The following is an 11,614-nucleotide window of genomic DNA, read 5'->3' as shown; positions in this document are numbered from 1 at the left end:
CTTGTTCGGTAACGGAAGCCTCAATTTCACGAGAGAGAGCATTCCAAATATATAAGTTATATCAAACCCACCTTATAAATTGGGATGCTCCCGATGTTTGAGTTATTTTACTTTTTCAAAACTACATGGAAGGAATTTAAATACCCATTAATAGTTTTAGCTAATGTCTTCTGTTGTTTTTTTGTAGTTATTGCCATTACTTGATATAGTCTGCCTTCGGCAACATACATTCTACTTTTAGTGATTTTCCCTCCAGAATTGATATACTCAATTTCTTTGCCAGGATGATTATTAGAACTACGAATGTTTCGTTGACTAATTAAATTACTTTTCGTAGTCTTTAAAGCCATATCCCGTACATTATTAAGTACAACTTGGGGATCAGCCATTTGACCATAACTATAAGGAAAATCATTGTAAGTAACTATGTATGCTACTTCTTGTTTTGGTGGTTGAGCGACAAATATTTCTAAGGTAATTTCCCCCATGTAAGTTTTTTGGTATTCGGTATTTCTGTTTGGGCTTCCCGGCATCAAAATACTAAAGCGTCCATCGGGAGCGTTGTACAATTTCCATTGTGGCTGCACGGGTTGAGAAATTGTTGGTTTGACAACAGCCACTGGAGGTTTGACTGGACGCGCTTCCACCAGAATAGAGCCACCACAGACTATGGTGGCGGCGATTAGTGGCAACAGACTTTTAACTGTCATAAGTTTTACCTTTTGAGATGCCGATCTCACTGATGATGCCAGCTGTTATAACCTAGCAGCACATAAAGCAGCACCAATTAGGCCGACTTGCGAATTGAGGATTACATACACGGGGATCTCTTCCAGGAGGCGGCGCATTCTACCTTTTTGGGTGAAATTTAATAAGAAACTACTGTTTTGGATTAAGGGCAGGATTTTGGGCGCAATTCCGCCAGCGATGTATAAGCCTCCGTAAGGTAGGAGTTTCAAGGCAAGATTCCCGGCTTCTGCACCATAAGCGTCTATAAATAATTGCAAAGTTTGTTCACAGAGGCGATCGCTACCTTGCAATGCAGCTGTACCAATAACAGCACCAGGATCAACGCTTTTCTCTTCCTGTCCCGCTTCTTGTTCCCAAGTTCTGACGATTTGAGCAATATCTGGGGATTCGGTGGCAAATTTGCGATCGCGCAGAAATTGGTAAATTGCCACAATTCCCATTCCAGAAACCACACGTTCTACAGAAATGCGTTGGATATCATGTTTACCCAGCAGGTATTTCAACAGTTGAAACTCGATTTCGTTCCGAGGGGCAAAGTCGGCGTGTCCACCTTCTGAGGGAAAGACTTGATAATCATTTTCTTGTTTAATTAAAAATCCTTGCCCTAAGCCAGTACCAGCACCAATAATGCCAATGGGGGCTTCGGGTTGAGATTTGCCAACTTGTAATGTGTGCAAGTCTTGTGTTTGTAAACCTAAAATGCCGTAGCCAACGGCGGCGAAGTCGTTAATCAAAGAAATATGCGGGATACCTAATTCTTCTTGTAGACGTTCAGTATCTAGGAACCAGACTAAATTGGTTAGTTTTGCAGTATTTTTGACAATGGGCCCGGCGATCGCAAAACAAGCCTTTTCTGGTGTTAGTGTATTAGCTTTGACCAAAAACTGCTGCACTATGGGTACTAAATCAGGAAAATCAGCACTGTGGTAACTTTCCTGATAAATAGTATGTAAAGCTGGTGAATCTGATGTTTCAACCAATCGCAGAATAGTTTTCGTCCCGCCGATGTCTCCTGCTAGTAACAAAGTCATAGAATTTATTCGTGAATTAATTACTTTTTTTGTAGGATATACCCAACGTAGCAGAAGCCATGAACACAAATCTCTATCAGAGGTTTAAGCAAATCGAATAACTTCTTCTATGTGGGTTAAATGCGAAGTATCTCCCGTTAGTTCTAATAACCATTCTGGTTCCTGGCGTACCACTTTTACCAGGGAACACAAAGAAGCCTTGACTTCTGTTTTGGCAATTTCCCCCACTAGCCCCATTGCCCCGCCCAATACAGATGCGCCATGTGCCACCAGCAGGATATCCTCTGGGAAGAACTCAGTAGCTAAACATCTAGCAGTTTGCCCAGAACGTTCTCGCACTTTTTCGTGAGTTTCAGGATATTTAGCAGCGATGCGCGAAGTATAACTGGTGTCAATTCTGGGGAATAACTCTGCTAAGGTTGGAGTTGAGAGTCTTTCGGGTTCTTCTGTCATCCAAACTGGATTTAGCCATTCACTCAAGCCTGTTTCGAGTTTGATCGGTAATTTGAGCATTTCTGCAACTGCGTTTGCCGTTTGTACAGTTCGCAGGAAAGGGGAAGCAAAAATATGGCCAATATTTTCTTTTTTCAAACGTCTAGCTAACTGCTGTGCCTGAAGTATACCATCATCAGATAAGGGTGGATCGTAGCGTCGTTCGGCAGTGAGAAACCAATCGGGGTTTACGAAGTCGAGGCGGTTAGCGTGTCTTGCTATCCAGACTATTTGACTCATGGGTTTAATTATTCCGGTGAATAGAATTCGCCGCTAAACAAATAATAGATATCTGCAAGGAGGGCTACAAATATTAATATAGTATGACAAAATCGTAATAATTTTTAATAATATAAATGATTGGGTAAACTTATCAGTAGCGTTAGTGTAGTTTTATTTAAAGCCTTTTTAGCCAAGTCTCTAAAGCTATATCGACTATAGTAATCTGCTGAAACGTTTAAGATTGCGATAGTGATAGGGAGCATCCACTTTTGGAAGAAACACCGGGCGATTGGAAATCGCGGCTACACAAACTTTCGTCCTTCTACAATTGCTTATAACTTCAACCACCCAAATAGTTGCCCTACAGTTAATTGAAAACCGCTAACTAAATCGGGAACTGGTAATATTTCTTGTTCTTCTTGTAAAAGTTCTGGTTGCTGCTTTGGTGGATAAACCAAAACAGAACGCTCATCTGGATCAATCAGCCAACCGAAGCGACTACCATGTTTTAAACAATGTAGAATATTTCCGGTTACTTTAGTCTGGCTTTGCTCCGGCGAAAGAATCTCAATCGTCCAGTCTGGATATGTCTTGAAGACATTAGCGACATCTCCACGCTCATCTATGGGAATCCGTTCCCAAGCAAACACAGCTACATCAGGAACAATTGAGCGTCCGCCAAAAGTACACCGCAATTCTGGAAAAGCTAGGGCAATCTTTCGACTTTCAACTACTTCATTTATACCTGTGACTAACTTACCCTGTAATTTGCTATGTTTTCCTTGAGGCATTGGCTTTTGAATAATTTGACCGTTGATGTATTCTGAGGTAGGTTTTGTTTCTGGTAGTTTCAAAAACTCTTCTAAAGTTAGGGGTTTAGTTGGTGATTTTACCATCTGCTTAGACTTCCTAAGTTTTCATATACAACAATAAATTATGTATCGTTTAAAATTTTAACTGGGTAAGCACGAATTGTATCATCAACAGTCACGATAGTAAGGTCATGCTGCAAAGCTTGACAAATTAGCATTCGGTCAAACGGATCGCGATGGATATTAGGAAGTTTCCTAAGTTGTACAACACTATCCTCTGTTAAAGGAAGACTAGTAATCAAATGCCGCTCATGCTGTATCGGCAGGTAAATCTCAGGTGATTGAGGCAAAGGTAATTTGCCTAATTGATACTTAACGGTTGCTTACCAAATAGAAATTATACTTAGATATACATCATTATCAGTATTCCGAATAATCTCTATAAACGTATTTGACAAACGGCGATCGCTACTAATAAACCAGAGGAAAATATGGGTATCTAGTAGGAGTTTCATTTACCCTCAAACTCACTTATAATATTATCTGGCAGTGGTTCATCAAAATCATCGGGTACAATAAACTCTCCTGCACAGAGTCCGAATGGTCTAGAGGGATCAGGTACTTTTAGCGTCGGTTTAATTTCAGCAATTGGCTTTCCACCACGTATAATTACAAGAGTTTCCCCAGCTTCAACGCGCTGAAGGTAGCCTAATAAGTCACGTTTTATTTCATCGACACTAATCCAGTTCATAAGAAATTTATTGGATTATTACTCTACTATAATCATCACCCTAAATAAGCTTTTTTAACTCGCTCATCACTAATTAATTCTGATGCCGCGCCTGTTAAAGTTATAGAACCAGCCTCTAGAACATAACCGCGATCGGCAATTTGCAGCGCCAAGTTTGCGTTTTGTTCAACTAACAAAATAGTCACCCCTGTAGCCCGGAGATTTTCAATAATTGAGAAGATTTCTCGGACGATCGCAGGTGCTAAACCTAAGCTAGGCTCATCTAAAAGTAAGAGTTGTGGTTTACTCATGACAGCACGTGCGATCGCTAACATTTGTTGTTCACCACCGCTGAGGGTTCCTGCTAGTTGATTGCGTCTTTGTGACAAACGTGGAAATAGCTCAAATTGGCGCTGAATATCTGCTTTTATCTCTACTTGATTAGAACGAATATAAGCACCCAAAAGTAAATTATCAAATACTGTTTGCCGCGCTAATACTCTGCGCCCTTCAGGACAATGGGCGATACCAAGTTGTACAACCTCATGAGTTTGGCGGCGGGTAATATTATGTCCATTATAGATAATTACACCACTCTTAGGATTAACTACTTTACTTATGGCGCGGAGTGTAGTAGTTTTACCAGCACCATTAGCACCAATTAAAGTAACTACTTCGCCTTTTTGAATAATTAAATTAATCTTTTTGAGAGCTTGGATACCGCCATAATTTACATCAAGTTCTTGAACTTCTAAAATTGTATAATTTGGTCTACTATCGGCTTTCATCGGCAGTTTACATCCAGAAATGTTGATTCAAAATCTAACATACATCAATCATACATTTCTTAAAACAGTGCGTAAGCGTACCCCATCCGAGAAATTGCTTCAACTTAGAAATCAAGGTCAGAATACTGCAATCTTTATGATGTACCATTAATTACTGATAAAGATATCAAGCGTCCTGTGGCAAAAGTAGCAGATAGCAGTATTGCGAGAATCGCCTTGGTATCAGGAAATTGAGCAAAGAGGTATTCAGCTAGGCCTTCAGCAGGGTGTACAACGGCAGTTAGTACGAGTATTGCGACGAAGCTTTGGTGAAATTCCTCATGAAGTAGAAGCAAGGCTTGAGAGCGAAAGTGTGGAAAAATTAGAAAATTTAATGGATAGCGCGATCGCAGTGAGTTCTTTAGAAGAATTTGTGGTAATTTTGTCTACGTAAATTCATTCATTTCCCAAGTAAGCTTCAATTACAGCCGGATCATTTCTAACTATAGATGGTTCACCCAAAGCAATTAATTGACCAAAATCTAACACCGCAATGCGATCGCACAAACCCATAACCAATGGTACATGGTGTTCTATAAGAACGATCGTCAAATTGAAGCGATCGCGCAGGCTACGGATAAATTCACTCAATTGCTGCTTTTCATTGGGGTTCATTCCCGCCGCCGGTTCGTCGAGGAGTAAGATTTGCGGTTGTAATGCTAAAGCACGGGCAATTTCTAGCCGCCGCTGATCGCCGTAGGCAAAGTTTTTGGCTTTTTCGTCAGCGCGATCGCTCAATCCCACCAAATCTAATAAATCTAAAGCTTTTTGCTTAGTTTTTAATTCTTCACGAGGCGCTGGTGGTAATCCTAAAACTCCTGTAATCATATTACTTTTAGTGTGTAAATGTCGGGCAATTATCACATTTTCTAACGCTGATAATTCCCCAAACAACCGAATATTTTGGAAGGTACGGGCGATACCTAAAGCAGCAATTTGATGAGGACGCAGTTGAGAAACTTCTGCACCTTGATAAATTAATTTACCACTTGAAGGTGGAATAAAAGCAGTAATCAAATTAAACAGTGTTGTTTTGCCAGCACCATTAGGGCCAATTAATCCAAAAATCTCATGTTTATTTACACTAAAAGACACATTGTTTACCGCCACCAAACCACCAAAGCGGCGAGTTAATGCTCTTGCTTCTAAGACAATACTGCTGTTAGCTGCTGGAATACTATGTGACATTTTTGCATACTATTATGAATATAAAACTTACGCAATAACTCTCTAAAAGTTTTATTACTTTGCGCCCTACCCTGCGGGAAGCCACTTCGTGTCTATGCGTCCTTGGCGGTTCGTTTTTTTCTTTGAAAAATATCTGGAGTAATTAGCCCCTGTGGAAAAAAGATTGTACCTATTACTATTAGTAAGCCAAAAATAATTAATCTCCCATCGCGCAAAAACTGTGCTAACCAATTAGGTAAACCACCAGTATCAGCGAGGCTTCGTAAAATCTCTGGTAAGGCTGTAAATACCATACCTCCGACTACCGGCCCTAAAAAAGTTCTTGAACCACCAATTAAAACAAAAGTTAAATATATAATACTAGCGTCAAAAGTACCTTGACGAGCATTCCAGGTATTGAGAAAGTGAGCGCTAATTACACCTACAACCCCTGCAAGTATAGCCCCTAATGTAAACGCTAAAACTTTATAATAAGTGGGATCAATTCCCATTGCACCCGCAGCTAATTCATCTTCGCGGATAGCGATAAAAGCCCTTCCGACACGGATACGTTCTAAACGGTAAAGCAGCACCATACTAATTAATAGTAATGGCAAAGCAATCCATAAATACTCAAGTTGTGTTTGGAAAGGTTGAGGAATGCCAAAAATTCCGACAGCGCCGCCTGTAATATCCAGATTGAGGGAGATGACGCGCAGAACTTCCACAAAAGCGATAGTTGCGATCGCTAAATAAATTCCTCGCAATCTCAACGCTGGGATTCCCACTATTACGCCCAATACACCAGAAATTATACCCGCAATTAACATCTCCAATAACAACAATGGAATGGGAAATAAACCACTACTAGGAGTTAAAACTTTTGTGGATAAAATCGCTGCAATATACCCACCTAAAGCATAAAATCCTGGACTAGCTAAAGACAATTGCCCGGTCATTAGCGGTAAGTAAAGTGACAGTCCTAATAGCGCCCCTAATACCATAGAGACAATTAAAGAAGCGTAAGTAGCAAAAAAATCAGTCATTTATTTTAAAGTATTTCCATATAAGCTCAATTAAACTATCACTTTTATCAACTATTAAGCTGTTAATATTTGCTCTGCTGTCAGCGTCAGTTCAGGAAAAGTTCGTGACACAATCCTTTCTGAACCTCTAAAATGTGTGCATTGATATTTCCCATCAGCATCTAATAGAAAAACAAATACAGCCGGAACTTTTGGATTTCCTAAATACTCTCTTAGCCCAATTGCTAAATAATCTACAATCCAATATTCTGTAATACCTAAACGTTGATATTCATCTAACTTATCAATGTAGTCATCTTCCCAATTAGTTGATGTCACTTCTATAGCTAACTGGATAGGTTCTTCAAGTGCAGCATAAGCAGAACGATTTGAGCGCCATTTATCTTTATCTATGACACTTACATCAGGCTTGCGTCCTTGTTCTATGCCATTGGCAGTTATAGTTTTAAAGACTGCTGTATTTTTTACTACGTAATTCAGATTTAGACGTTTAATTTCATCTTTGAAAGAGTCAGCCGTAAAGTCAGCTACATCATCATGATTTCTAGTTGCACGCACTTCTACAATTTCTCCATCTACAAGTTCATATAAACCTGACTCTGGACATTGTTCTAAAAATTGATCAAAAGTTAACTTTTGTTTGATGTATGTTTTCATAACACTTTGTCTCTTTAAACTTTCTGAATAAACCGTCTTCCTAGCAAACCTTGGGGTCTAACTAATAGCATGATAAACAAAATTCCAAAGGCTACTGCGTCTTTATATCCAGAGTAATCGGCGGGTACAAATGCTTCCACTAATCCAATTACTAAGCCTCCCAACACTGCACCGGGAATACTACCTAAACCACCTAAGACAATTACTGCTAAACCCCGCAAACCAAAAGCAATGCCGAAATATGGCCCTGCAATACTAACACTAGAGGCGACTAAAGTTCCGGCTAATCCTGCTAAAAAACTGCTGATGAAGAATGTTAGGATGATAAAGCGATCGCTATTAATGCCTAACAAACTAGCTGTAGTTGGATCTTCTGCGATCGCTTGCATTGCCTTCCCATATTTAGTCCGATTGATAAAATAGGTAAGAATTGCCACAATCACCACAGATACAGTAAAAATTACCACCTGAACACTGCGAATCGGAATTGGGTTTTCTGGACTACCAAAGTTAATCGCTGGTGGCAAATTACCGTAAGTATTTGCGGGGTATGTATAACTTTCCGCGCCTACTAAATACTGGATTAAATTCACAATTACCACTGCTACCCCCAAGCTGGAAACAACAGTTAGTAAAGGATCAGATCCTTGACGGCGCAGAGGTTGAAAAGCAACGCGTTCCATTACTACCCCTACCAATCCCGCCAAAGTACTTCCTAAAATCAAGGCGATCGCAAATGGTAATTTTATCGGTAGGGCTGCATTCGCTAACAAGCCATTAAATCCAAAGTTTCCACCCATAAGTGCGTAAGTGAAATATGCACCCAAGGTAAAAATCGCACCATGAGCTAAATTAATGATGCCCAAAATAGAATAAACCAAGGTATATCCTAAGGCAAAAATTGCATAGACGCTGCCGATGGACAACCCATTTAATAATTGCTGTAAAAATAGATTGATATTCATTTAGCAATTATTTTAGAAATGTAAATTTACCTTTGCTTCCGTCTTTTTCCATCTTGATTTGGGCAACATAGAAATCTTTTTGCACAACTTCACCTATGGGAGTAAAACCAATTTCACCCAGCGGTGTATTGTATGTTCCGACAAGTATCTGTTTGTTTAATTCTGTCCGCAATTCTGGTAGCTGTAATTTGTTGACTTTGCTCTTTTTATCTAAAGTTTGGAGTGCTTCAATATAAACCTGTACTGCTGTAAAAGCTTGAGCGCTAAATTGGGGTGGTTCTTTTTTGTATTCGTCAGTATAGGCTTTACGAAACGCTGCGTTAATTTCACCTGGATGTTCTGGACTATAAGCTTGAGCAATCAATACGCCATCACAAAGGGCTTTACAAACTGGTAATAAATTCGATGTGTTTAAACCATTTCCACCGACAATTAAGCCTTTATAACCAAGTTCTCGCAATTGCCTAACTAAATTACCACCATCAGCAGCCAAGCCAGAAATAATGACCAAATCTGGTTTGAGATTAATGGCATTGGTAGCTTGACTTTGAAAATCTGTATCACTAGTTTGGAACTTTTGGACTGTTACCAATTCCAGCCCTTGATCTTTAACTGTTTGTTGAAAAATTTCTGTTTCTGACTTGCTAAATGCATCATTTTGAGCATAGAAAACTGCGACTTTTTTAAGTTGGGGATTTTGCTTAAGTGCAGCTTTCACTGAATTAGGCGCGACAATGGAAACTGGTGCGGAAACACGAGCAATGTAATCACCAATTTCGGGAATGCCTTTAGCAGTATTTGATGGCCCAATAATTGGTACTTTTGCACGTTCGCCAATGGGGTCAGCACTAAAGGCTTGCTGTGATAAAGTTGGGCCTACAATACCGATAACTTTATCTTTGTTAATGAGAGTTTGAAAAGCGTTAATTGCCCCGGCTTCATCACCACTAGTATCTTGAAAAACTAATTTAATTGGTGTGCCATTAACCCCACCTTTACTATTGAAATACTTCTCGGCAAGTTTGGCTCCAGCAACTTCCTCTTGTCCTAGTAATGCCACATTGCTAGTTTGTGCAACAGCAATACCGATAGGAATAGCACCTGATAATGTACCTGTTGTTGCCGTGGTATCGGTTACAGTGTTACTTGGGGTACTTGGACTATTAGTTGGAGAACTTGTCACAGGGGTATTACCACCACCACAGCCTGTTAGTAGTAAAGCGCAAGTTGATAATAATGCTGTTGTCCGAGTGATCGCTTTATTCATCGTTAGATAATCATGTAGTTATGAGATATTCCTAAAAAGCTCATAATCTGCAAACAAAATGACGCAGATTTACACTTTTGCACGAATTCTATTAAATCATTCTTATTTCACCATGCAAAGAGAAATATTCAAAGTGTTTGTAAATACAAATTATTATAATTAGTAATGATTTTATCATTCCTCCCTTCTAGTACAGCACGGCGTAAATAAACCACCCAATTAAAATAGCCAGAAAGCTTACAAAATAAGCATTCTTTCTTTTTACTTTTGCCTTTTTACTTTTGCCTTCTTGTACTATTGCTATGAAGTCGCTGACAAAATCTCCAGGTTAGAGCGTCTGCGTTAACCAGGTAATTTGAGGTTGGTCAGAAATTTTAAGTCTTTTTTTCACTACCAGCTAATTCCTTTGGTTCGTAGTGACGGCAACCGTTACATGGGCCTTCGGGATTGATCGCACAGCGGATGTAGCCAGATCGAGCATTAAACTTGCAGCTGATATCGCCAATTAGATAACCCACTCCTTCTAAATAATAGCGATCGCCTGCAACCGGTCTCACATTTTGCCGTCCCTGCACCGCTGGAAAATTCACCGCTGCTTGTCTCATCCGTAAGCGCGATCGCTGGGTTTTGCGGATTATCCACAGGAAAAACAGGGACGGTAAAAAACCAACGGCAATCACTAAAAGTGTCTTTAACACCTTCTTTTTACCTCGTTCTGTGCGCTGATTGATTTTCCCTGATGTTACACTCTGGTTTTACGGAAGTGCAAATATTAGGGCAGCTTTGCCTCTTTGCCCCCAACTATGGTTGCAATTAGCAATGGCAGTGTGGTATCAAGCAATTTTGAACGTATCGCGGCAGTCCCTACCCTCAACTCTTAGTAGGGTAGGGATCAGAGCGGGTTATTGGAACGAAGTGGAAATAACCAATCCATATTTATTCAGTTGGTGCGTCTTGCTCTTTGATATACTTCCTGAGTTTATCAATCGGTGCGCCACCACTTGACGCAACATAATACGAGCTAGACCAAAACAAAGGTTTCCAGTAAAACTTTTGAATATGCTCCTTAAATTCTTTACGAATAACCCTACTACTAGCAGATTTTAAACTAGAGGTAAAATCAGAAATATTGTTGTCTGGATGGTAGTCTACTAACAAATGGACATGGTCTTGTTCACCTGAAAATTCTATCAAAATGCAATTAGTTTTAATGCAAATATTTGCAAAAATCTCGTGCATTCGCTCAAGGATTGGTGCAGTAATTACCTGTTTGCGATATTTGGTAATAAAAACAAAATTTAACTGAATAGAAAAAACAGCGTGTGAACCTTTACGGGGAAGCATTTGACAAATAGCCGTGTCTGATATACTGTACTTAATATACCAAATTTTTGGAGCAAACAAAAACGTACTGTGGCAACAAGACGAATGACTTTTCGGCTATACCCCAACGAGAAAACCTTGGCAGGATTGCGGTATCATCGAAAGTTACACAAAGACTTGTATAACGCCGCAGTCAATAACAGATTCACGCAATATAAAATATTCAACCACAAGGTTGATTATTTTGAGCAACAGAATTGTTTACCGGCTTTTAAGGATGTCTGGATAGAATACAAAGAACTCCCAAGTCATGCGCTGCAAGCCA

Annotated in this window: 16 protein-coding genes and 1 pseudogene; 2 read left to right on the top strand and 15 right to left on the bottom strand. The window is 39.7% G+C overall.

The annotated features are described in order from the left end of the window. Positions 1–107: 107 nt before the first annotated feature. The 8 genes from V7K67_RS22810 to V7K67_RS22775 form a co-directional block, all read right to left on the bottom strand. On the bottom strand, positions 108–710 hold the full coding sequence (locus V7K67_RS22810) for a hypothetical protein (protein WP_335168531.1): 603 nt from the start codon (positions 708–710) through the stop codon (positions 108–110). 45 nt (positions 711–755) lie between these two features. Then, positions 756–1,781 carry a glucokinase gene (locus V7K67_RS22805; protein WP_334730375.1) on the bottom strand — a complete coding sequence of 342 codons (1,026 nt, stop codon included), beginning with the start codon at positions 1,779–1,781 and terminating at the stop codon, positions 756–758. An 84-nt stretch (positions 1,782–1,865) separates the two neighbouring features. After that, positions 1,866–2,513 (bottom strand): histidine phosphatase family protein, encoded by a 648-nt coding sequence (locus V7K67_RS22800; RefSeq protein ID WP_334708330.1) that lies wholly within the window; start codon positions 2,511–2,513, stop codon positions 1,866–1,868. Positions 2,514–2,827: 314 nt separating this feature from the next. Continuing rightward, positions 2,828–3,391, bottom strand: a complete 564-nt coding sequence (locus V7K67_RS22795; protein WP_334730374.1) for a Uma2 family endonuclease — start codon at positions 3,389–3,391, stop codon at positions 2,828–2,830. Between the two features lie 38 nt (positions 3,392–3,429). After that, a complete protein-coding gene (locus tag V7K67_RS22790; RefSeq protein ID WP_335168529.1) occupies positions 3,430–3,657 on the bottom strand; it encodes a type II toxin-antitoxin system VapC family toxin in 228 nt (75 codons plus the stop codon). Positions 3,658–3,690: 33 nt separating this feature from the next. Further along, positions 3,691–3,822 carry a type II toxin-antitoxin system VapC family toxin gene (locus V7K67_RS22785; protein ID WP_334730372.1) on the bottom strand — a complete coding sequence of 44 codons (132 nt, stop codon included), beginning with the start codon at positions 3,820–3,822 and terminating at the stop codon, positions 3,691–3,693. Next, on the bottom strand, positions 3,819–4,058 hold the full coding sequence (locus V7K67_RS22780; RefSeq protein ID WP_334730371.1) for a type II toxin-antitoxin system Phd/YefM family antitoxin: 240 nt from the start codon (positions 4,056–4,058) through the stop codon (positions 3,819–3,821). Before V7K67_RS22780 ends, V7K67_RS22785 begins: the two co-directional genes overlap by 4 nt. Before the next feature lie 35 nt (positions 4,059–4,093). Next, the gene (locus V7K67_RS22775; RefSeq protein ID WP_335168526.1) at positions 4,094–4,825 is read right to left on the bottom strand and encodes an ABC transporter ATP-binding protein; all 732 of its coding nucleotides are present in this window, start codon (positions 4,823–4,825) and stop codon (positions 4,094–4,096) included. Between the two features lie 202 nt (positions 4,826–5,027). Between V7K67_RS22775 and V7K67_RS22770 the strand changes: the two genes are divergently transcribed. Beyond that, a complete protein-coding gene (locus V7K67_RS22770) occupies positions 5,028–5,258 on the top strand; it encodes a DUF4351 domain-containing protein (RefSeq protein WP_334730369.1) in 231 nt (76 codons plus the stop codon). 2 nt (positions 5,259–5,260) lie between these two features. Here V7K67_RS22770 and V7K67_RS22765 read toward each other — a convergent pair whose 3' ends face one another. The 7 genes from V7K67_RS22765 to tnpA all read right to left on the bottom strand — a co-directional run bounded on the left by V7K67_RS22765 (position 5,261) and on the right by tnpA (position 11,310). Next, entirely contained in the window at positions 5,261–6,052 is a 792-nt protein-coding gene (locus V7K67_RS22765; protein ID WP_334709438.1) for an ABC transporter ATP-binding protein, read from the bottom strand. A gap of 92 nt (positions 6,053–6,144) precedes the next feature. Then, positions 6,145–7,077, bottom strand: a complete 933-nt coding sequence (locus V7K67_RS22760) for a branched-chain amino acid ABC transporter permease (protein ID WP_334730368.1) — start codon at positions 7,075–7,077, stop codon at positions 6,145–6,147. Between the two features lie 54 nt (positions 7,078–7,131). Then, positions 7,132–7,734 (bottom strand): Uma2 family endonuclease, encoded by a 603-nt coding sequence (locus tag V7K67_RS22755; protein ID WP_334730367.1) that lies wholly within the window; start codon positions 7,732–7,734, stop codon positions 7,132–7,134. Positions 7,735–7,748: 14 nt separating this feature from the next. Then, the gene (locus tag V7K67_RS22750) at positions 7,749–8,699 is read right to left on the bottom strand and encodes a branched-chain amino acid ABC transporter permease (protein ID WP_334730366.1); all 951 of its coding nucleotides are present in this window, start codon (positions 8,697–8,699) and stop codon (positions 7,749–7,751) included. 7 nt (positions 8,700–8,706) lie between these two features. Further along, positions 8,707–9,966, bottom strand: coding sequence for an ABC transporter substrate-binding protein (locus V7K67_RS22745; RefSeq protein ID WP_334730365.1), 1,260 nt, complete (start codon positions 9,964–9,966; stop codon positions 8,707–8,709). A 374-nt stretch (positions 9,967–10,340) separates the two neighbouring features. Further along, complete coding sequence (locus V7K67_RS22740; protein ID WP_335168523.1) at positions 10,341–10,664, bottom strand: DUF6464 family protein; 324 nt, start codon at positions 10,662–10,664, stop codon at positions 10,341–10,343. A 238-nt stretch (positions 10,665–10,902) separates the two neighbouring features. Beyond that, a complete protein-coding gene (gene tnpA, locus V7K67_RS22735; RefSeq protein WP_334730364.1) occupies positions 10,903–11,310 on the bottom strand; it encodes an IS200/IS605 family transposase in 408 nt (135 codons plus the stop codon). A gap of 84 nt (positions 11,311–11,394) precedes the next feature. Between tnpA and V7K67_RS22730 the strand changes: the two are divergent. Then, positions 11,395–11,614, top strand: a pseudogene (locus tag V7K67_RS22730) (RNA-guided endonuclease InsQ/TnpB family protein); the annotation flags it as partial.

This window comes from Nostoc sp. (genome assembly GCF_036917155.1).
GTDB lineage: Bacteria > Cyanobacteriota > Cyanobacteriia > Cyanobacteriales > Nostocaceae > Nostoc.
This window is presented reverse-complemented; position numbering and strand designations above follow the sequence as displayed.

Bases quoted from the DNA above. Each gene is read 5' to 3' on its own strand.
- V7K67_RS22810 (WP_335168531.1), bottom strand. From the start codon at position 710: ATGACAGTTAAAAGTCTGTTGCCACTAATCGCCGCCACCATAGTCTGT.
- V7K67_RS22805 (WP_334730375.1), bottom strand. From the start codon at position 1,781: ATGACTTTGTTACTAGCAGGAGACATCGGCGGGACGAAAACTATTCTG.
- V7K67_RS22800 (WP_334708330.1), bottom strand. From the start codon at position 2,513: ATGAGTCAAATAGTCTGGATAGCAAGACACGCTAACCGCCTCGACTTC.
- V7K67_RS22795 (WP_334730374.1), bottom strand. From the start codon at position 3,391: ATGGTAAAATCACCAACTAAACCCCTAACTTTAGAAGAGTTTTTGAAA.
- V7K67_RS22785 (WP_334730372.1), bottom strand. From the start codon at position 3,822: ATGAAACTCCTACTAGATACCCATATTTTCCTCTGGTTTATTAGTAGC.
- V7K67_RS22780 (WP_334730371.1), bottom strand. From the start codon at position 4,058: ATGAACTGGATTAGTGTCGATGAAATAAAACGTGACTTATTAGGCTAC.
- V7K67_RS22775 (WP_335168526.1), bottom strand. From the start codon at position 4,825: ATGAAAGCCGATAGTAGACCAAATTATACAATTTTAGAAGTTCAAGAA.
- V7K67_RS22765 (WP_334709438.1), bottom strand. From the start codon at position 6,052: ATGTCACATAGTATTCCAGCAGCTAACAGCAGTATTGTCTTAGAAGCA.
- V7K67_RS22760 (WP_334730368.1), bottom strand. From the start codon at position 7,077: ATGACTGATTTTTTTGCTACTTACGCTTCTTTAATTGTCTCTATGGTA.
- V7K67_RS22755 (WP_334730367.1), bottom strand. From the start codon at position 7,734: ATGAAAACATACATCAAACAAAAGTTAACTTTTGATCAATTTTTAGAA.
- V7K67_RS22750 (WP_334730366.1), bottom strand. From the start codon at position 8,699: ATGAATATCAATCTATTTTTACAGCAATTATTAAATGGGTTGTCCATC.
- V7K67_RS22745 (WP_334730365.1), bottom strand. From the start codon at position 9,966: ATGAATAAAGCGATCACTCGGACAACAGCATTATTATCAACTTGCGCT.
- tnpA (WP_334730364.1), bottom strand. From the start codon at position 11,310: ATGCTTCCCCGTAAAGGTTCACACGCTGTTTTTTCTATTCAGTTAAAT.